General features: G+C 70.0%; 17 protein-coding genes and 1 pseudogene. 8 read left to right on the plus strand and 10 right to left on the minus strand.

Annotated features, from left to right (window positions below):
- Positions 1–29 precede the first annotated feature (29 nt).
- On the plus strand, positions 30–1,412 hold the full coding sequence (locus ACP4E5_RS01150; RefSeq protein WP_425824778.1) for a hypothetical protein: 1,383 nt from the start codon (positions 30–32) through the stop codon (positions 1,410–1,412).
- Between the two features lie 60 nt (positions 1,413–1,472).
- On the opposite strand, the gene pknB is transcribed toward ACP4E5_RS01150, so the two are convergent.
- The gene (pknB, locus tag ACP4E5_RS01155; RefSeq protein ID WP_425824946.1) at positions 1,473–3,662 is read right to left on the minus strand and encodes a Stk1 family PASTA domain-containing Ser/Thr kinase; all 2,190 of its coding nucleotides are present in this window, start codon (positions 3,660–3,662) and stop codon (positions 1,473–1,475) included.
- Positions 3,663–4,171: 509 nt separating this feature from the next.
- On the opposite strand from pknB, the gene secD reads away from it, so the two are divergent.
- A complete protein-coding gene (secD, locus tag ACP4E5_RS01160; RefSeq protein WP_425824779.1) occupies positions 4,172–5,701 on the plus strand; it encodes a protein translocase subunit SecD in 1,530 nt (509 codons plus the stop codon).
- Positions 5,702–6,009: 308 nt separating this feature from the next.
- Here the strand turns inward: secD and ACP4E5_RS01165 are convergent, their stop codons facing one another.
- Together ACP4E5_RS01165 and ACP4E5_RS01170 are read right to left on the minus strand one after the other, a co-directional pair.
- Positions 6,010–7,707 carry a D-alanyl-D-alanine carboxypeptidase family protein gene (locus ACP4E5_RS01165; protein WP_425824780.1) on the minus strand — a complete coding sequence of 566 codons (1,698 nt, stop codon included), beginning with the start codon at positions 7,705–7,707 and terminating at the stop codon, positions 6,010–6,012.
- A 7-nt stretch (positions 7,708–7,714) separates the two neighbouring features.
- Positions 7,715–7,963 carry a hypothetical protein gene (locus tag ACP4E5_RS01170; protein WP_425824782.1) on the minus strand — a complete coding sequence of 83 codons (249 nt, stop codon included), beginning with the start codon at positions 7,961–7,963 and terminating at the stop codon, positions 7,715–7,717.
- 124 nt (positions 7,964–8,087) lie between these two features.
- Between ACP4E5_RS01170 and ACP4E5_RS01175 the strand changes: the two genes are divergently transcribed.
- Genes ACP4E5_RS01175 through ACP4E5_RS01185 form a run of 3 tightly spaced genes read left to right on the plus strand, consistent with a single transcriptional unit; the run spans position 8,088 to position 11,794 of the window.
- Positions 8,088–9,086, plus strand: a complete 999-nt coding sequence (locus ACP4E5_RS01175; RefSeq protein WP_425824784.1) for an endonuclease/exonuclease/phosphatase family protein — start codon at positions 8,088–8,090, stop codon at positions 9,084–9,086.
- A 60-nt stretch (positions 9,087–9,146) separates the two neighbouring features.
- Positions 9,147–10,424, plus strand: a complete 1,278-nt coding sequence (locus ACP4E5_RS01180) for an acyltransferase family protein (protein WP_425824786.1) — start codon at positions 9,147–9,149, stop codon at positions 10,422–10,424.
- A gap of 35 nt (positions 10,425–10,459) precedes the next feature.
- Positions 10,460–11,794 (plus strand): MFS transporter, encoded by a 1,335-nt coding sequence (locus ACP4E5_RS01185; RefSeq protein ID WP_425824787.1) that lies wholly within the window; start codon positions 10,460–10,462, stop codon positions 11,792–11,794.
- Positions 11,795–11,862: 68 nt separating this feature from the next.
- Here ACP4E5_RS01185 and ACP4E5_RS01190 read toward each other — a convergent pair.
- Positions 11,863–12,294, minus strand: a pseudogene (locus tag ACP4E5_RS01190) (transposase); the annotation flags it as partial.
- Positions 12,295–12,327: 33 nt separating this feature from the next.
- Between ACP4E5_RS01190 and ACP4E5_RS01195 the strand changes: the two are divergent.
- Positions 12,328–12,582, plus strand: coding sequence for a hypothetical protein (locus ACP4E5_RS01195; protein ID WP_425824789.1), 255 nt, complete (start codon positions 12,328–12,330; stop codon positions 12,580–12,582).
- 56 nt (positions 12,583–12,638) lie between these two features.
- Positions 12,639–13,493, plus strand: a complete 855-nt coding sequence (locus ACP4E5_RS01200; RefSeq protein ID WP_425824790.1) for a hypothetical protein — start codon at positions 12,639–12,641, stop codon at positions 13,491–13,493.
- Here the strand turns inward: ACP4E5_RS01200 and ltrA are convergent.
- The gene (ltrA, locus tag ACP4E5_RS01205) at positions 13,458–14,714 is read right to left on the minus strand and encodes a group II intron reverse transcriptase/maturase (RefSeq protein WP_425824791.1); all 1,257 of its coding nucleotides are present in this window, start codon (positions 14,712–14,714) and stop codon (positions 13,458–13,460) included. The genes ACP4E5_RS01200 and ltrA overlap by 36 nt on opposite strands.
- A 575-nt stretch (positions 14,715–15,289) precedes the next feature.
- Positions 15,290–15,811: a hypothetical protein gene (locus ACP4E5_RS01210; RefSeq protein ID WP_425824792.1), complete on the minus strand. Its 522-nt coding sequence runs from the start codon at positions 15,809–15,811 to the stop codon at positions 15,290–15,292.
- 4 nt (positions 15,812–15,815) lie between these two features.
- Here ACP4E5_RS01210 and ACP4E5_RS01215 point away from each other — a divergent pair, with 4 nt between their 5' ends.
- Complete coding sequence (locus tag ACP4E5_RS01215) at positions 15,816–16,103, plus strand: hypothetical protein (protein WP_425824793.1); 288 nt, start codon at positions 15,816–15,818, stop codon at positions 16,101–16,103.
- Between the two features lie 420 nt (positions 16,104–16,523).
- Here ACP4E5_RS01215 and ACP4E5_RS01220 read toward each other — a convergent pair whose 3' ends face one another.
- The 4 genes from ACP4E5_RS01220 to ACP4E5_RS01235 form a co-directional block, all read right to left on the minus strand.
- The gene (locus ACP4E5_RS01220) at positions 16,524–18,035 is read right to left on the minus strand and encodes a glycosyltransferase family 2 protein (protein WP_425824794.1); all 1,512 of its coding nucleotides are present in this window, start codon (positions 18,033–18,035) and stop codon (positions 16,524–16,526) included.
- A gap of 181 nt (positions 18,036–18,216) precedes the next feature.
- On the minus strand, positions 18,217–19,002 hold the full coding sequence (locus tag ACP4E5_RS01225; RefSeq protein WP_425824947.1) for a hypothetical protein: 786 nt from the start codon (positions 19,000–19,002) through the stop codon (positions 18,217–18,219).
- An 80-nt stretch (positions 19,003–19,082) separates the two neighbouring features.
- Entirely contained in the window at positions 19,083–19,304 is a 222-nt protein-coding gene (locus tag ACP4E5_RS01230; protein WP_425824795.1) for a hypothetical protein, read from the minus strand.
- The gene (locus ACP4E5_RS01235; protein WP_425824796.1) at positions 19,301–19,912 is read right to left on the minus strand and encodes a Gfo/Idh/MocA family oxidoreductase; all 612 of its coding nucleotides are present in this window, start codon (positions 19,910–19,912) and stop codon (positions 19,301–19,303) included. Before ACP4E5_RS01235 ends, ACP4E5_RS01230 begins: the two co-directional genes overlap by 4 nt.
- Positions 19,913–20,036 lie beyond the last annotated feature (124 nt).

Consider the following 20,036-nt stretch of genomic DNA (forward strand, 5'->3'; position numbering starts at 1 on the left):
GGTCCCAGCAGAACCGGACCCGCCCCCGCGTGCCACGCGGCCCGCACGGCACGCCCGTCGGCGGCGAGGGCGTCACGCTGGTCATGCGGCGGTCCGACTGGCGCAGCACCGGACACCCGCGGGGCTCGCTTCCACTCGCGTTCGCCCGCGCCGGATACAGCTGCGCGCTGCCCGCCACCATCCTGCTCACCGCGATCGCCGCGGCCGGCCGGGGGACGGCCGGCGCGCACGCGGCCGTCTGCGGAGCGCTCCTGTTCGCCGCGGCACAGCTTGCCGTGGCTCCCGCGCAGGCGGCCGCCCGGCACCTGACCGGACCGCGCCTCGTGGTGCAGATCGCCGCGCCCCTGGCCGCCGTCAGCTACGTCCTGGCGCTGCTGCAGGCCTGGCCCGCCCCGTACACGGCACTGGTCGTGGCCGCCGTCGCCGCCCGGACCGCCGACGCCTTCCTGCCGGAACTCGCCACCCGTTCCTACTCGGGCACCCGCGATCCGCTGCACGCCCGCGGCATCACCCGGCTGCGGGCCGCGGGCACGGCCGGCGCCCTGCTGGGGCTCGCGGCGGCCGGCGCGGTGGCCGGATGGCGCGGCATCGAGGCCGCACTGATGGTGCCGTGCGGCAGTACGGCACTCGCGGCGGGCGCCATCCTCGTCCACGCCACCCGCACCGGACAACTGCCCGCCTGCCCCACCCGGCCGCTGCTACCGCAGGCCCGCCAGGACCTGCTGCGCACCGGTTGGCGCAATGTACTCGTGCTGGGCACGCTGCTCGGCTTCGCGGCCATGGCCGGGATACTGCGGATCCGGTCCGTGGTACTCCTCGCCGCGCTCGCCACGGTGCTGCTCCCGCTGCGGGCGGTGAAACGGGCAAGGGCCGGGGGCCTGCTGCGGTCGTCCGTGTTCGTGGCGCTGGTGGGGTGCGCGGTGCTCTGGCTGCAACTGCTCGAGGTCACGGCGGCCGAATTCCCCTACCGGCCCTGGCCGTTGATCCTGCCGGTCCTGCTCGGCCCGGCGGCCCGGCTCCTGGTGCCGCCGCGGCGCAGGCCCGGCCCGGCGAGCGTGCTGGCCTGCTGCGCGCTCGGCACGCTGTGCCTGGCCGGGGGAACCGGCGCACGGCCGGTCGCCGGCGCCTGTCTCGCCCTTGCCCTGGCGCTGCGCTGCCTCGGCCCCGTGCGCGGCGCCCTGGCATCCGGCCGCAGCCCGGCCGCGGTGTGTGCGGTGGCCTACGCGGGGGCGCTGGCGGTGCCGTTCGCCATGGCCACGGGGGCGGCCGGCCAGGAAGAGGGGAGTGGCGTGCTGTGCGGACAGACAGTCCTGCTGATCCTGCTGGCCGCGCTGGCACGGAGCGCCTCGCTGCGGGGCCGCCGCCGCGGGCGACGCCCGGCCGATCTCAGGGCCGGGCGCTCCAGGGCCTGAAGGCCCGGCCCCGGGGAACCGGGTGCGGCGGCGCCCGGAAGGCGGCGGGCAGGGGCACCGTCACGGTTCGTTCGTGGACGCGTCCTTCGACGTGTCGGTCGTGTCCGTGGCATTCGACGCGTCGTCGTTCGCCGAGCCGTCGTCGCCGCTGTTGCCACCGCTGTCGGCGCTGTCGCCCCCAGTGTCGTCCGTCGGCGTGTCGGACGGATTCGCGTCGTCGCCGCTGTTGTCCCCGCTGTCGTCCGTCGGCGTGCCGGACGCGTCCGGTGTCGCGTTCGACGTCGTCCCGCCCGACGTGGTCAGCGTCACCGAGGAACCGACCGACACCTTCGTGCCGGCCCCCGGATCGACCGCGGTCACCGTCGCGCCGGAGTCCTGGGAGCCGCTGGAGACCGTGTAGTCCAGGCCGGCCGCGGCCAGGGTCGACGCCGCCTTCTGGAGCGTCATCCCGGTGACCGGCGGCACCGCCACCTTGCCCGCGGTGCCCACCGTGATGGTGACCGTCGAGCCTTCGCCGGCGCGCCTTCCCCCGGACGGCGTCTGGGAGACGACCCGGCCCACCTGGTCCGGGTCGCTTGCCTGCCTGGTCGAGGTCTTGACGGTGAAACCGGCGCTCTGCAGATCGGATGTGGCCTGCTGCTGGGTCTCACCGGTCACATCCGGTACCGAGACCTTCCGCGGCGCCCGGGCGACGGTGATCGTCACCGTGGACCCCTTGCCCGCCTGGCCGTCCCCGTGCGACGGCGACTGCGAGACGACCGTACCCGCGGTCACCGACGAGGTGGACTCGGTGGTCGTCTTTACCTTGAAACCGGCGTCCTTGAGGTCCGAGGTGGCCTGCTGCTGGGTCTCACCGGTCACGTCAGGCACATCCACCAGCGTCGGGCCGGAGGACAGCGACACCGTGATCGGGCTGTCCTTCTTCGCCTTGCCGCCCTGGTCCGGGCTCTGGCTGCACACCTCGCCGGTGGCCGCCGTGTCCGGGGAGCAGGTCGTCGACTTGCCCTTGACCACGGTGAACCCGGCTGCCCCCGCATCGCTCTGCGCCTGGGCCCAGGTGTCACCCACCAGATCGGGCACCGCGCCACGGGACCCGATCACCGCAGACGACACCGCCGTGGCGCCGCCGAGCAGACACAGCGTGAGCATCGTGATCGCCGCGGCCCGCAGCCCCCTGCGCCGCTTCTTCGGTGGGCGGCTGGCGACTGCCTGCTCCTCCGCATCCCCGCCGAGGCTCACCGCCCCCAGCGTCACCGGCGCCTGCGGGGCGGTCACATCGGCCACCCGCTCCACCGGAGCGGTCTGCGGCTCCGCATCGTAGGACTGAGGCAGCACCGCCGTCGCCGCCGGGCCGGTGACGAATCCGCCCATGGCCATGGCCATGGCCTGCCCCGGCGTCTGCTCCCCGTACAGCACGTACTCGATCGCGGCTCGCATCTCGTCCGCGCTCTGGAACCGGTCCGCGGGGTTCTTCGCCAGCGCCCGCAACACCACCGCGTCCATCGCCGCAGTGATCTCGGGATCGAACTCGGACGGCGGCCGCGGCTGATCCTGCACATGCTGGTACGCGACGGTGACGGGGGAGTCGCCGACGAACGGCGTGCGCCCGGCGAGCAGTTCGAACAGCAGACAGCCGGTGGCGTACACGTCGGAGCGGGCGTCCACCGGCAGGCCCTGCGCCTGTTCCGGCGAGAAGTACGCGGCGGTGCCGATCACCGAGGCGGTCGCGGTGAGCGTCACCGTCTCCTCGCCCATGGTGCGGGCGATGCCGAAGTCCATCACCTTGACCCGGCCGGAGTCACTGAGCATCACATTGGCCGGCTTGATGTCCCGGTGCACGATGCCGTTGTCGTGGCTGTACTGCAGCGCGCGCAGCACCGCCGCGACCATCTCGAGCGCCCGCTCCGGACGCAACAGCCGCCCGCTGCGCAGCAGTTCACGCAGCGTCGCCCCGGTCACCAGTTCCATCACGATGTACGGCAGGGAGAGGCCGTCGACGAAGTCCTCGCCGGTGTCGTACACCGCGACGATCTCGGGGTGGTTCAGGGAGGCCGCCGACTGCGCCTCGCGCCGGAACCGCGCCTGGTAGGTGTGGTCACCGGCCAGGTCGGTACGCAGCGACTTCACCGCTACGGTCCGCGCCAGCCGTGCGTCCTGCGCCTCGTACACCTCGGCCATGCCGCCCCGGCCGAGCCTGCGGCCGAGCATGTAGCGGTCGCCGAGCACTCGGTCGTCCGGGGCCGCCGGCATGTCCTCCGCTCCATACGCAGGAGCGAGCTGGGTCGTGCCCTCGTCCCGGATCTTTTCCGAGGGCCGGGACGTCTGGTCGGCTGCCATGCACCCCTGCCCCTTTCCGTGCGCGGCTGCGCATATCGCGTTCGTCGTGTCCCCGTGGCACCGAATGGATCGCACTGGTGGCCAGGGGCAGGGAGAGGGCCGGGCCGCCGGGGCGGAGAGGGACGCCCGCCCCGGAGTGGGTGAGAGCGGGCGTCCGCGGCGGACCAGTCTCCGGACCTTCCGCCTGAATAATCTTAACTGATATCAAATCAATGCCAGTTAAGGTCCATACAAATAAAAGACTCTTAATCATGCCAAGTAGTACATTTGGCGTTTAGTCGTAATCTATCCTGATTCATTGGCAACAGGACAGGCGGAGATCCGTGGCACGCAGGACCGGCCGTAAAGGTCTGCCCGTAAGAACTCACACGGGAAGGCAAGCCGCTCGGCGACGTGACGGGCACCCCGCCCTCCGTCTGGTCATGCTGCTGATCACCATGCTCACCATGGCCGCGGTCATGCTCCTGAGCGGCACCTGGACCCCCGCGCTCGGCATCGACCTCGAGGGCGGCTCCGAGATCACCCTCACTGCTTCCTCCAACGACCCCTCCGCCGTCACCCCGGCCAACATGCAGACCGCGCAGGCCATCATCCAGCAGCGGGTCAACGGCTACGGGGTCTCCGGTGCCACCGTCCAGATCCAGGGCAACGACCAGATCGTGGTCGCAGTCCCGCACAACGACAACGCCTCGCAACTCGCCGACGAACTCGGCACCACGGCCAAGCTCGCCTTCCGGCCGATCCTCGCCGAAGCATCCGCCTCGACGGGCAAGACGACCCCCGACGAGACGGCCTCGTCCTCCTCCGATGCGAGCACGTCCCCCTCCACTTCCTCCTCACAGGACTCCGGCGACCACAGCGTCAGCGGCAAGGTCCCCTCCGACGTGCAGCAGCAGTTCGACACCCTCGACTGCTCCGACCCCTCCCGGCACGCCGACGACCCGACCTCCGAGTCCCGCAACGCGGTCGCCTGCGGCCCGGACGGTTCGATGAAGTACGCGCTCGGCCCCGTCGCGGTCGACGGCACGCATGTCGCCAAGGCCACCTCCGGCATCGACCAGCAGTCCGGGGCCTGGCAGGTCAATCTCTCCTTCGATTCCACCGGCAGCAAGCAGTTCGCCGACATCACCGGACAACTCGCCGCCAAGACCGCCCCGAACAACCAGTTCGGCGTCGACCTGGACGGCCAGGTGATCTCCGCCCCCTCCGTCTCCGAGGAGATCGGCGGCGGGCAGGCCACCATCACCGGCGACTTCACCCAGGCCTCCGCCGGGCAGCTCGCCGACAACCTCTCCTACGGCTCCCTGCCGCTGAACTTCACCCAGTCCCAGGTGACCAGCGTGACCCCCACCGTCGGCCTCGCCCAGCTGACGGCCGGCCTGGCCTCCGCCGCCATCGGCCTCGTCCTGGTTGCCGTCTACTGCCTGCTGTACTACCGCTTCCTCGGACTCGTCGCGATCGCAGGACTCGGCGTCGCCGGCCTGCTCACCTACGGCTCGATGGTGATCCTCGGCGGCCTGATCGGCTACTCCCTCGACCTGGCCGGCCTGTGCGGCGCAGTGGTCGCCATCGGTATCACCGCCGACTCCTTCATCGTCTACTTCGAACGCACCCGGGACGCCCTGCGCTCCGGCCGCTCGCTGGCTCCGGCGCTCGCCCATGGCTGGCCGCGGGCCCGCCGTACCATCCTCATCGCGGACACGGTGACGCTGCTGGCGGCCGTGGTCCTCTACTTCTTCACCATCGGCGACGTCCAGGGCTTTGCTTTCATGCTGGGCCTGGCCACCGTCATCGACGTGGCCACCGTCGCCTTCTTCACCCGCCCCCTGATGGTGCTGCTCGCCCGCAGGCGCTACTTTGCCACCGGTCGCCCCGGGTCCGGCTTCAACGCCGAACGCCTGGGCATCAACCCGCCGCTGCGACGGCGGCCGCGCACCACAGGAAGCGATTGAACCTGGCTTAGGCTGCCGGGCGGAACCGCGTTCCGTCCGGCCTTGTGCTCGTATGCGGTGCAGGTGTAGGTGTGTTCGCCCAGCGGGAGTTGGTGCTTGGTTCTCGCACCACACCCTGCGCCGTCCATCAATCTCGGCTGGAAGTCCTCCACGGCCAACTGGTTGTGGTCGGCCACGACGTGCCTGGCCCATTTACGGCCGGAGTCCTTACGCCGGCGGGCGGCCTTCGTGTACGCCTGGGCCGCCAGGCCCGCACCGAGAACCAAGGCGGCAAGACATCAGGTGACCGTCGTCGCCGCGCGGCCCGCTCATCCCAGTCGGGTCAACCGGTCCCCCAGCGAGGGCGGGTTCACGGCGCTCGCGGTCTCCACCGGCACTGACACCTTTCCGGCGCCGCTGCCTTCGGTCACCGCGCCGACCTTCGTGCCGGAGGCCGCGTCCGAGGTGAGTTTCGAGGAGTCGGGGCTCAGGTCGATCTGCACGGTGGCGCCGGGCCAGCCCACGACCTGTACGTCCTCGGTGGCCTCGACCGGTGTCCGGCCGCCCAGGCCGTTGTCCGCGTAACCGACCGTCTCACCCTTGGTGATCACCGTCCTGGTGGTGAACGAGCCCTGTACGGCCTTGATCAGATCGGTCGACGCGTTCTGCACCTCGTCCAGGATCGAGGAGTTCGAGCTGGTCGGCTGCTGGTCGAGGACCACGCCGTAGATCGTCTGCGTCGTCCCGTGGACCTTCTTGGTGGCGGCCCACATCAGGCACCCGCCGGCCGACGTCGACGAGCCGGTCTTGACACCGATCACGCCCGGGACGGTCGAGATGAGTTCGTTGGTGTTGTAGACCGTCGTGCCGTTGACCGTCGCGTTGGGGGTGGCCACGATCTTCCGGAAGACGGGTGACTGCATCACGGCCTCCTCCAGTTTCAGCAGGTCGGAAGCGGTGGAGACAGTGGTGTCGGTGAGCCCGGAAGGATCGGTGAACTTGGTGTCGGTCATCCCGAGCTCCTTCGCCGCCGCGTTCATCTCGTCCACGAACGCCGACTGGCTGTCCGCGTCCCAACGGGCCAGCAGCTTGGCGATGTTGTTGGCGCTCGGCAGCATCATCAGCTCCAGTGCCTGGTACTCGGTCAGTGTCTCGCCCTCGGTGACCTTGGCCACCGACTCGCTGTCCTTGTCGCCGGACTTGTAGTCGTCCACCGCCTGCTGGTCCACGGTGATCTTCGGACCGTTCTCGCCCTTCTTCAGCGGGTGGTCCTGGAGTACGACATAGGCCGTCATCACCTTCGCCACCGAGGCGGTCGGCGTCGCGGTCTGCTTCCCGTACGTGCCGACGTCACCGAGCCCCTCCACCGCGATCGCCGCCTCCCCCTGGTCCGGCCAGGGCAGGTCGGCACTGCCGGAGAAGGTGTACGAACTCGGCACGGTCAGATGCAGTGTGGGGTCCGGGACCGGCCGGATCAACTGCCCGACACTGGCCACGCACACCACGAACACCAGGAAAATGACCCAGATCCGCAGCCGGCGCAGCGCCAGCGTCACCTTGGTGACCGGCTTCGCGGTGAGCGTGGCCAGCACCTCGAGCGCCTGCTCCGGGCTCTCCGGCTTCACCAGCGGCTCGGGCTCGGGTTCGCCACCGCCGTTGTCGCCCTGGGACTTCCCGCTCTTGTCCTCCTGCTCGGGCCGGGACGGCTGCGGCGGACGCAGCCAGGGCGGCACGGGGCGCCCTCGGTCGTAGGTGAGCTTGCCCTCGGCGTCGTAGACGACGGGCGGCTCGGGGGAGCGGGTGGGCCGGGGCGGCGCGGCATCCGCCTCGGCGTCCGTCTCGGCGTCCTGGTCGCCGGTGTCTGTCTCGGGCGGGCTGCCCTCGTCCGCTGCCCCCGACGTCGGTACGGCATGTCCGAGCAGACGCTCCAGCGCATCCTTCTCGGCACCCTGCTCCTCGCCGTCGGGCTGTACACCGTCGTCCGCCGCGTCCGGGCGCTCCAGCTCCGGGTCTTCGACCTTGCTCACCCCTGCGTCACCCTTCTGCCGAAGCCGGCGGATCGGTCGGCGAGGCCGCCGCAGTGGAAGCGGCCACCGTCCCGCTGTTGAGATTCAGATGCCGGTAGACCAGCGCACACGTGCCCGCGCTCAGCACCAGCAGCGCGCAGCACGCCACCACGTACCGCCGGAACCAGGTCCGGCGGCGCGGCGGCCGTGTGGCCTTGCGCGCGGCCGCCCTGCCCGTCCAGGCCGGAACGCGGTCCCTGGTCTGTCCGTCCGTCATCCCTCCACTCTCGCCCGCCCATACCGCCATATCTCCATGCGTCTACCTGTGAAGGCCCTTATTCCGACATGGGTGTGGACGAAAGTGGGCGCCCGCCTGTGGGCCCGCCCGCATAACTGGAGAGATGCGAGCAGCGGGCGCACGGGGCGGGGGAACGGCGGCGCCCCCACATACCCGCCGCCGGGGACTCGACCCCGCCGTCTGGCGCCGCGGCCGTGCCACCGCCGTCCTCGCCCTCCTCATCGGCGCTCTGCTGGCCTTCCATGGCCTGGTCCCCAACTGGGGCGTCCATCTCGGCAGCCTGATCGAGACCTTCCTGCCCTGGCTGGCCGTCCCGCTCGTCCCGCTGCTCCTCAACGCCCTGCGCCGCCGCAGCGCCACCGCCCTGATCGCGGTCCTCGTCACCGCCCTGATCTGGTGCGGCATGTTCGGCCCGCGGATGTGGGCCCCCGCCCCGACCGGAGCCAGCGACCTCACCGTCGTCTCCAACAACGTCGAAGCCGCCAACGCCGACCCCGACGTCACCGCCGCCGACCTCCTCGCCACCGGCGCCGACGTCATCGGTCTGGAAGAGCTCACCTCCGAAGCCGTTCCCACCTACGAGAAGGACCTCGCCGGCACGTTCCCGTACCACGACGTCGAGGGCACCGTCGGCGTCTGGTCCAAGTACCCGATCACCTCCGCCGAGCCCGTCGACCTCGACATCGGCTGGACCCGCGCCCTGCGCGCCGACATCGACTCACCCCAGGGCGCCGTCACCGTCTACGCAGCCCACATGCCCTCCGTGCGCGTCACCGTCACCGCCGGCTTCGACACTGACGACCGCGACCACGCCATCACCACCCTCGCCGCCAAGATCGCCGACGACTCCGCCTCCCGCGTCATCGTCCTCGGCGACTTCAACACCTCCACCGACGACCGCGCCCTGGAACCCATGACCACCACCGCCGGCCTCACAGACGTCCTCCAGTCCGGCGAGGGCCTCGGTCTGACCTGGCCCGCCGGCCTGCCCACGGTCCGCCCCGACCAGATCCTCGTCCGCGGCAGCACGCCGGTCGCCTCCTCCGTACTGCCCGCCGACGGCAGCGACCACCGCCCCGTCGAGGCCCGACTCCGCATCTGAGCCCCCCACTTCACCCCCGCACCACGCCACCGACCCTCCCGGAACCGGAATCCGCGCCCGATGACTCCCGCCACGCCTGAACCCCGCACGACGGTCTTCACGGACGTCACCGAGGCCCTCACCCCCACCGCACTGATCGCGCCGGACGGCCGCGTCCTCGCCCTGGACGGCGTACGCGCCCTGGCCGTCACCGCCGTAGCCGTCTTCCACATGAACTCCTCCTGGCTGGTGGGCGGTTACGTGGGCGCCGACGTCTTCTTCGTCCTCTCCGGCTACCTGATCACCTCCCTCCTCCTGAAGGAGCACGACGGCACCGGCCGCGTCCGTCTCGCCTCCTTCTGGAGCCGCCGCGCCCGCCGCCTCCTGCCCGCCCTCCTCGCCGTCCTGGTCACCCTCTGCGCCACCGCAGCCCTGGCCGGCGGCGACGCGGTGGACGGCCTGCGCGGCGACACCCTGTCCTCCCTCCTGTTCACCGACAACTGGTGGCAGATCCTCCACCACACCGCCCACTTCGCCGCCGACGGCCCGCTCTCCCCCTTCACCCACCTGTGGTCCCTCGCCATCGAGGGGCAGTTCTACCTCCTGTGGCCCCTGCTCCTCCTCGCGATGCTGTGGCTGCTGCGCCGCCGCCCCCCGGCCGTACGCCGCCTGATGGCCCTGCTCACCGTGGGCCTCGCGGCCGCCTCGTACGCCCTGATGGCCACCCTGTTCGCCGTCGGCGAGGACCCCTTCCGCATCCACCACGGCACCGACACACACTGCGGCCCGCTCCTTGTCGGTGCGGCGGCCGCCTGCCTCCTCCCGCTCCACAGCGCCCGCACACTCCACGCCCCGCAGGTCCGCCGCGCCTTCGATGCGGCCGGTGTCCTCGGCCTCGTTCTCCTCCTCTGCTACGCCGTCGGGGTTCCTGGCACCGACACCCGCGCCTACTACGGGGGCCTCGCCCTCGCAGCCGTCGCCGCCCTGGGCGTGATCCTCGCCGCCTCCGTTCCCGGCAGCCTCGCCCGCTTCCTCTCCGTCCGCCCCCTGGTCTGGATCGGTGAACGCTCCTACGCCCTCTACCTCTGGCACTGGCCGGTCATCGCCCTCTTCTCCCGGACCGACGCCGTGCACACCTGGGTCGCCTACGCCACCGAGCTGAGTGCCCCCCTCCTCCTGGCCCGCTTCACGCACCGCTGTCTGGAGGCCCCCCTGCGCGCCCACGGTCTGCGCGGAGCCCTCCTGCTGACAACGGCCTGGTTCCGCGAGGGACTTGCCGCACGCCTGCCCGCTGCCATCGCCACCGCCCTCGCCCTCGCTCTCCTCATCACCGCCGCCGCCTGGGGCCTCATCAGCTGAGGAAGAAGAGCACCCACTGACAAAAGAGGGCAGACATGCATTCTCCCGCTACCTCCCCGGCCGCTCCCGCGGCGAGCGCCCTGCCGCGTGCGTCGATCGCGGTGGCGGCGCTGTCAACCGTCGTGGAGTGGTACGACTTCACGCTGTACCTGTACATGACCTCCGTGCTGTCGCGGGTGTTCTTCGGCTCCGGCGCCGACTCGATCCTGGTCACCCTGGCGGTCTTCGCCGTCGCCTACGTGATGCGCCCGCTCGGGGCGATGGTCTCCGGGCACATCGGGGACCGGATCGGCCGCCGCAAGGTGCTGCTCGTGTCGATGGCCGTGATGACGGGTGCGATGTTGGCCACCGCCCTGCTGCCGACCCACGCACAGATCGGTTCCACCGCCGGAGCCCTGCTGCTCCTGCTGCGCTGTGTGATGGGTTTCGCGGTCGGCGGCGAGTACACCGGCGTCACCGCCTACCTCGTCGAAGCAGCCGCACCCCGGCGCCGCGGCCTGGTCGCCTCCCTCGCCTCAGCGGCCAGCCAGATCGGCGCACTGCTCGCCGCAGCCGTGGCCGCCGTGACCGTCACCCTCACCTCCGCATCCGCACTGGACGCGTGGGGATGGCGCATCCCCTACCTGTTCGGTGCGCTCCTGGCTGGCACCGTCCTGATCGCCCGCTCCACCATGAGCGAGTCACCCGCCTTCGACAAGCAACAGGCCACCACCGCCGACCGGCAAAGCCCCCTGCGGGTCACACTGCGCACCCAACGCCCCGCCCTCTACCGCACCTTCGCGATCTCCGCCCTCGGCTCGATCACCTACTACGTCGGCATCAGCTACGTCCCCACCTACCTCGTCTCCACCGGCCGCTACAGCGAGTCCGAATCGCTGTGGCTGTCCACCCTGGCCGCCCTCGCCGTCATCCTGATCACACCACTGGCCGGCGCCCTGTCCGACCGCATCGGACGGCGCCCGACCCTGCTGCGCTTCGCCGCCCTGTCCGTGGTCCTGCCGCCGCTCACGTTCGCCCTGATGACCCGGGGCAGCTACGCCGCCGCACTGAGCGGCGCCACCGTCCTGGCCTGCGTCGCAGGCGGCGTCAGCGCGATCACACCCGCCACGACCGCCGAACAGTTCCCCGTCGCCCAGCGCCTGAGCGGCCTGGCCCTCGGCGCCACCGCCGCCACCGCCCTCTTCGGCGGCCTCACCCCGTACGTCTCCCAGGCCCTGGTCGACTCCACCGGCTGGGCCCTCGTCCCCGGCGCACTGGTCGCCGCCGTCGCACTCGCCGTACTCCCCGCCCTGCGCGGCCTGCCGGAAACCGCACCGGCCGCCCACCCCCACCCGCCGACCGACCCCACCCCGCAGCTCCCACCCTGCTGAGGGGCAGGCGGTGGGTGACTGACGGTACCGGGAAGCCCGTTGGGCGGCGGTGGCATGGGATGGTCACCCGTGCGGGTGCAGGCCAGAGGGGTGTTCGTCAGGTGCGCGTCGATGCGGACGAGGTTGATCGCGGCGCCTGTGAGCTGGTGCTGGAGGCTGGTTTTGGCCAGCCCTCGGTAGCGAGATCTGCGCAGGCCGCAGCGGCCGACAGCTTGAGAGATGGTGCCTTCGACTCCGGCCCGGATCTTGTATCGCTCCTTCCACTCCTCGGTCTCCTGCAGAGCACGTGTGCTGTGCAGGAGGTCGTGTTCCTTACGGGGGCGGAGCGTGAGCTGGCGCCGCTGGACCTTGGGGGCGCCGACACAGTCGCTGAGGCGCGGACATGGACGGCAGTCCAGCACGGAGAATCTGACGCGGATGACCGGCGTGCGATGTTGAGAGAACGCCGGTGTCCAGGAAGTGCTGGTGCGCCCGTTCGGGCGGAGGGCGGCTCGCCGATCGGGGTGCTGACGGTGCCTGACCGGGGTGCGGGGATGGACACAACGATGTTGCCGGCCGGGTATCGCGACATCATGGAGGTGCTCACGGCCGCGGGGCGGCCGATGCGGTCGAAGGCGGTGTCGGTGGCGATCGGCCGGGGCGAGAGCCCCTCGAGGGTGGAATCGGCGCGGGTGAAGCTGAAGCGTCTTGCGCGGCGGGGCTGGCTCACCGAGGACAGTCCGGGCTTGTTCGCGCTGGCCGCGGACTCCGGGCAGGCCGAGCGGTTCGGTCCGGGACCTGGCGGCTGAGAACTCTTCTTCCTACGTTCGGAAGTGCCAACAACCCACGTAGGAAGAAGAGTCCGGTGGAACGGTACGACGCGCCGCCGAGTGCTGACGACTTTGAGGCGGCGACGAATTTGTTTGAGGTACTCGTGAGCGATCTGGTCGCGCCCGAGACGGGCGGGCTGGCCCATCACATGCTGGAGGAATTGATCGAAGAACGGGGCCGTGACTTGTTGCGGCAGCTGTTTCAGGACCACCTGGACCTGCGCGAGCATCGTGAACGGGAAGCCGCTGCGGCGCATCGTCCACAGGTTCTGGGCCCCGACGGGCTGCCCAGGCCGCGGCTGGAGACGGGCCATAACCGTCTGCTGGCCACGGTGTTCGGGACCGTGACGGTCTCCCGATGCGCCTGGCGCCGCCTGGAGGCGTCGAATGTGCATCCGGCGGACGGGGTGCTGTCGCTGCCTCGCGGCCGGCACTCGCACGGACTTGCCCGCCTCGCGGTTCTCGAGGCAACCCGCGTCTCCTATGACGCGGCGCGGGAGGCGATCTTGCGTCGGTGCGGCCCGGTGCTGGGCAAGCGTCAGCTCGCCGGCCTGCTCGTCAGTGCCGCCGCGGACATCGACACCTTCTATGACACGCGGATCATCGAGCCGTGCACCCCGTCCACCGTGCTGGTGCTGTCCGTGGACGGCAAGGGGATCGTCATGAGGCCCGAAGCATTACGGGAAGCGACCCGGCAGGCCGCCGCCAAGCGGCAGCACACTTTCCGCACTCGTCTCGCCGTCGGGGAGAAGGCCGGGCGGTCGGGTGGCCCGGGGGAATCTCACCCCCGGGCTCCCACAGAACCGTGCTTAACAATCTCTCGTTACACGGCTCTTGTCGTCCTGATCGTCAGGTCATCGAGGGGGCTGTCGTCCACTTCCAGTGCTTGAACATGCCTGGATAGTGGCGGGCAGCCCGGTCGAGGAAGCCGCAATGGCCTTCCTCACCGCGCGCAGATGCTTGTACTTCTCGCGGAGCCAGCGCACCAGGTAGGCGTTGATGCGTCTGAGGAGCGGATACATGGCCGATCGGTAGTACCGGCCGTAGTACTGCATCCAGCCCGCGATCAGCGGGTTCAGCCGCTGAGCGAGCTCTGTGATCGTGTGGTTGATCCGCTGATGGAGCCGCCAGGAGCGGATCTCCGAGCTGATCTTCTTCAGGGCATCCTTGCTGATCGCGGGCATGAACGACAAGAAGGGCGTGCCGTCCTTGCCGCGTACCCGGCGCTGGCGGAACGTGAACCCCAGGAACGTGAACGCCGTGTGCTCTGCCGAGCCATGGCGGAACGCGTCCTTGCAGTACACGATCCGGGTCTTGTCGGGGTGCAGACGCAGCCCGACTTCTTCCATCCTGTCCCCGAGCGCGGCCAGCACACGGCGGGCCTGCCGCTCGCTGACGCAGTGGATCACCGCATCATCGGCATAACGTTCAAAATCGACCGTCGGGAACTCCCGGACGAGCCACATGTCGAACGCGTAGTGCATGAACAGGTTCGCCAACACCGGTGAGACCGAAGATCCTTGCGGGGTCCCCCGGTCTCTCTGCTGGAGGGTGCCGTCGGGCAGTTGCAACGGCGCACACAGCCACCGTTTGACATACAACTTCACCCAGACGGCGTCGGTGTGTGCCTCTACGGCCTTGACCACGAGGTCCCACCGGACGGTGTCGAAGAACTTCTGCACATCGAGATCGATGACCCAGTCCTTCTTCCAGCACCGTTCCCGGCAGCGTTCCACCGCGTCCAGGGCCGACCGCTGCGGCCGGTATCCGTATGAGTCTGGATGGAACATCGGCTCCACCCTCCTCGATAGATGCCGGGCCACCACGGTTTGGGCCACCCGGTCGGCAACACAAGGAATTCCTAGGACTCTTGTGCCTCCGCCGTGCGGCTTGGGGATTTCCACCGCGCGGACCGGCGGCGGGAAGTACGCCCCCGAGGGCATCCGGTTCCAGATCTTGTAAAGGTTGTTCTTCAGATCCTTCTCGAATTCCTCGACGGACTGGCCATCCACGCCGGCCGCCCCCTTGTTCGCCCTTACCTCACGCCACGCTTCCCAGACCTCCGTTTTTAGGATCTCGAACGGTTTGACCTGTGATTTCAACTTGTCCATCGGCTCCTCCCGGAGAACATCCGGTTGACCAGACACACATAGCCACGAACGACCCGGCCCCTTCGCTCCACCCCCATTGCAGGGGATTCCTCACTACTACGAGCCGGTCCGCCAGCACGCTTCGCCTCGGTACTCGACCCCTTGCGGTGATGGCCGCTTGGAGCACTCCCTCTCACCTGCCCTACCGGGACAGGACGTATCGAAGCGTGCCTTCTCCTGTTCCACGTGACCGCAGCAGACCAGGCTCACGTCGTCTCCATGCCGGACACCGCCTGGCCAATAGACGGGCTCCCGCCAGACTCTTTCCCGAGGCCGCTTATTCCCACGGTTTCGATGCCGTCTTACCATTTTCGACACGTCAGCAACGATTCACTTGCGTTCGTCTTCCTGGTCCCCACCTGACGCCTCATACGGCGCCTTTTCCCCGACCGCTCACCACGACGGTCTTCAGCCAACGCAGCGCGGGGCGGTTTGAAGCCTCCCCCCGCAGGGCGACTCCGAAGGGCCAAATTCCTTCATCAGTCACGCAGCATTGCTACGGATCAGAACTCCTACATGTCCTTTCTCCTTCGCATTCAGGACACACAAAGCGCATGGCCACCCTCGGCGCCGTCTACGACTGCGAGCCCGCGTCCCGGCGCCCGCACGACGTGATCGCTCCGCCCCGCGGCCGCGCAGGCGACTACGTCCCGCGGCCAGGGCCCTTCGCCCAGGCCAAGTGGTTGTGCGGCTCGGTCGTGCACGATGCCGAACACGTCGTGCGGCAGGTCTTCGACCACGCCGAGACGCGCGACCGGGACCACCGCCGGCACTGGGTGGTCCTGGTCGACGGCGCCCAGCATCAACTCGACCTGATCCAGACCGAAGCCCGTCTCCGCGACGTCGACGTGCACATCGTCATCGATATCGTTCACGTCCTCGAATATTTGTGGACGGCGAGCTGGTGCTTCCACGCTCCGGGTGACACGGCCGCCGAGGACTGGGTCGCCGCCCACGCCCTCGCCGTCCTGAACGGTGACGCCACCGAAGTCGCCGATGCCATCCAAGCCCAGGTCAGCCAGGCCGATTTGAGTGCCGAACAATGTCGTGGCGCCCACGTGTGTGTGCTATCTCCGCACCAAGGCCGAGTTCTTGCACTACGACCAGGCCCTCGCGGCCGGGTGGCCCATCGCCACCGGGATCATCGAGGGCGCGGCCCGCCATCTCGTCGCCGACAGACTCGACATTTCAGGAGCCCGCTGGGGCCTCGACGGCGCCGAAGCCGTCCTCAAACTCCGTGCCGTCGCCGCTAACGGTGATCTTGACACCTACTGGAAACATCATCTCGCTGAGGAACACCAACGGCTCTACCCAGCCCATGACCAGGCCAGATACGCCCTCACCGCTTGACCGCGATCTCACTCAGAACGAGCCGCACCCCCGGAGGATTACTCCTCCCGCAGTTGGCCGTGGGGACCGGGCTCGCACACCGCCCGGAATCGGTAGCTCCCTTCTGTCTTGCTCCGATTACTACAAACAAGCGACTTCACGTCGCCACCCAGTCATGCAACAGATTCCAGGTGGCCGGGCCCGCATGCGATGGCCAATCTGGTCTGGTGAAGCGGCAGTTCGGGCTTCGTGCCCGTTTGGCGCCGGCCCCGGATCAGGTAGCGGTCCTGGACAGTCAGGGAGGCGGCGGTGTACCTCGGCGATGTGGTGTCGCCAGTCGCCATCAGCGGCCAGGCCCATTGCGCGAAGGGGCACGTCCCGGGCAACGGCCGAGAAGCTGCCGGTGCAGGTCGAGGGCATGCCCCGCTGCCCGGTCGTGTCTCAGACCGCCGGCTCGATCACCAGAACCGCAGCGCCCTCGTCCGCGGTGAGCCGCGCCGTCAGCTGGCCGGCCATGACGGGCTGCGCCTGCCGGGCCTCGTTGCCGATCTCGCACGGCGCTTCCACCGAGCCGCCCGGAGTGATCACGGTGAGCGTGAACGTGCTGCTTCCCCTCTCCGGCAGTTCTGGTGCGGGCAGTGTCACCGCGAAGGCGCCGGCGGTCTCCTGGCCTGCCTCGACCTCGGTGTGTGCGGTGTACTTCTCCCCCACCGTGAGTCGCAGCCAGGTACCTGTCAGTGTCTTGCCTGGCACCCCGTCCACGTCGATCCGGCCGCGCACCACCAGGGCGTTGTCGTGTTCACCATCGGTCACATCGAGCGACTCCACCCGTGCTGTCGCCTTGCCGGTCCGGGTCAGCGGCAGTGCCCAGGACGGCGCCGGGTAGTCGGCGTGCAGCTCACCGTCGTAGGCGTGCACCCCCACGAGCGCGTCGCCGGGCCGCATGAACAGTTCGAAGTCCCCCTGGAGCAGCGCCAGATAGGCGATCCGGTGCCGCGGCCCGTTGCTGTGCCGCACCAGCTGGTCCGGGCTCATGCCCTGGAAGACCGCTCGGCAGCGGTCGAAGAACTGTCGTGCTGCCGGTCCGGCGAACACCTCCGGTGCCCCTACCAGGAACGGCTGCGTCACTCTGATCATGTAACGCTCCAGGGCCTCCTGCTGGTACATGGTCAGGTAGGGGTGGCGGGCCGCGAAGTAGTCCAGCTGTGCCAGATGGTCGTTATAGGCCGCTTGTTCCTGCCACATGCCCTGGGCGTCGGCCTGCGTGGTCGTCATGCGTGACCTCCGCTGGTACACGATCTCGTCCACCAGTGCGATCCGCTCGGCGAGCAGTAGTGCGGCGAGCGCTACGTACGGGTCGGAGAACTGCACAGCTTCGGCGAATGCGATCTGGTAGGAGCGCAGGAATTCCAGGTGGAACATTTTGTTCCAGCAGGTCGCGGAGTGGATCAAGTCCGGTACCTCGCCGAGGCCGCGGACGACCTGCGAGCCGCCGTCGAATGCCCTGTCCCATGCCCACTGTGCGGGGTGCGGGAAGCTCTCGGCCCGTCCGACCGCGACCTGGGCCCCGCTCTCGGATATCGCTTGGTGCAGGTTCGCGAGTGCGGTGGGCGGCGGGGTGTCGGTGGAGTCCCAGAACACGATGTACGGGGTGGCTGCCACGCGCATCGCGGCGTTGCGGGCGCCGCCTGCCCCGCCTTGGTGGTGGGCGTACACCTCGAACTGCGGGCGGGTTTCGGCGAATTGCTCGGCGAGCGTGACGGTGTCGTCCTGTGAGCCGCCGTCGATGACCAGGACCCGCGCTTTATTGATCATCGTTTGGGCGGCGACGGCCTTGAGGCAGGCGAGCAGGTGCTGGGAGCTGTTGAGAACGGGGAGGACGACGGTGACCACGGGCGCGCCGGCGGCCTGCTCCGGTCCATCGCTCATCGCGTCATTCGTCTCGTTCGGCATGTTTCTCAGGGCTCCGTTTACGGGCTGGGTGGGTCGTGGCGGTGTCCCCGCCCGCGCGCCGGACGGGCGTGCTCGCCCTCGTCCTACCGCGGCGTGGGACACGTGAACGGTCTGCGAAAGTGGACGACTTGCTCTCCTGCGGCCTGCGGGGTGGAACTTTCGGGCAGGTCGGTGCGCCGGCTCAGCAGTGTGGAACGTTGCCGCCCTCCCCTTGGAGCGCGTCCAGCGCGTCGATGGCGCCCGAGAGGGTCTTCACCGGGACGAGGCGCAGGCCTTCGGGGAGGTCGGCCTGCGCCTCGCCGCACTCTGCGGCCGGCAGCAGGAAGACGGTGGCTGCGTCACGCACCGCGGCCTGCATCTTCAGGGGAATGCCGCCGACCGCGCCCACCGTGCCGTCGTCGGAGATCGTCCCGGTGCCCGCGATGACGTGGCCGCCGGTGAGGTCACCGCCGTGAGGGTCAATCTCGTCGATGATGCCGAGTGCGGTCATCAGTCCGGCGCTGGGGCCGCCCACGTCGGCCAGGTCGACGGTGACGTCGACCTGGGAGGGGGAAAGGTCGAGGTAGGAGAGGGCTGCGGTGGTGGCCGCGTCCTGGGACTCGGTCATCTGACGGCTGATGTCCGCCTGTGCCTGCTGGTCGCTCTCGCCGCTGGGGTAGACCGAGGCGGCCGGCATCACGGCTTCGTCGGGTGCGGTCCAGGCATGGGTCACATCGCCGATGTAGACCGGGGTGCCCGGTGAGGTGGCCTCGATGGTGACCATCCGGAGCTGGCCGGTGGTGGTGCGGGTCGGGGTGCCGGTGATGGTGAGGACCTGGTGGCCGCTGTAGTCGCCGAGGATGTCGGCGGTGGGGCCGGGGGTGGTGACGACGTATGGGAGGGGCGCGAGCAGGACGGTGGCGATGAGGGCGGTGATCACTGCGGCGCACAGGGTGAGAACGACGCCCCGGTGTCGCAGAAGGCGCATGGGACCGGTCCGGTCCCGGTCATCGGGGCGGCTCATGGCGCGGTCATCGGAACCGCTCGTGTTCCGGTCTCCGGTGTCCTTCACGGCGCCGTCACCTCGTCCACCCGGACCGGGCGGCGTTCGGCGAGGGAGAGTTCGCAGGCCACCGCCACCTTCAGCGCGCGCAGGGCCTCGTGCCCACCGCGGGGGCCCGCCGTGCCTGCGGTGAGCGCGGCGACGAAGCGGTCCACGCCGGCCGCGCGCAGGTCGGTGGCGAAGACCTCCGAGTCCGGGGCGGCCAGGACGAGTTGGATGCCGGTCACTTCCAGGCGGGGGACATCCGGGTGGGGACGCCGACCACGAAGGTCGCGGTGAACAGGGCGCCGTCGTCGAGGGTGAGGACGGCGGAGCGGGATGCCACCGGCCCGTCGCCTCCGCAGGCGTAGACCTCGGTGATCTCGCGGCCGGTGATCCAGCGGGCGAGATCGGCCTCTTCGGCGAGCAGTGCGCGTGGCTGGGCGGCCCCGCCGGGCGGAACGGCGCAGGCGGTGCGCACGGCGAGCAGTCGGCCGAGGCCGTCCTCGCGGACGGCCTCTCGGATCTGCAGGACACCGAGGTCGTGCCGGCGGCCGAGCTGCCACAGCGGATGCAGCGGCAGGCCCAGACGGGCCGCCCGCTGGAAGTGCTCCGGCTGGCCACATGCGGCGCCTGCCACGACCAGCCCGTCCAGTCCGCCTTCGCGTGCGAGGGCGAAGAGGTCATCGGCGCGTCCCACGGCGCGCCCGCCGGCGCGGCCGGCGGTACGGTCGGCGCGACCTGGGTCACGGTCGGCGACCCACAGGGCGCGGACGGTGCCGCCGCGGCCGAGCCGCTCGGCCTCCAGTGCCTCCACCGATCCGTCATGGCCGGCCCCGATCCATCCCAGCCGCATCGGCGCCCCCACTCTTGTGCACTGCGCGTGCGGAAGCTCCGCGCGAGTCTGACGCGTACGGGCGCGGCAGCGTCCAGCGGGACCGCGCCCGTACGTATCTGCCGATGGTGCCCCGTCCCGGCCG

Source organism: Streptomyces fractus (assembly GCF_049844455.1).
Lineage (GTDB): Bacteria > Actinomycetota > Actinomycetes > Streptomycetales > Streptomycetaceae > Streptomyces > Streptomyces fractus.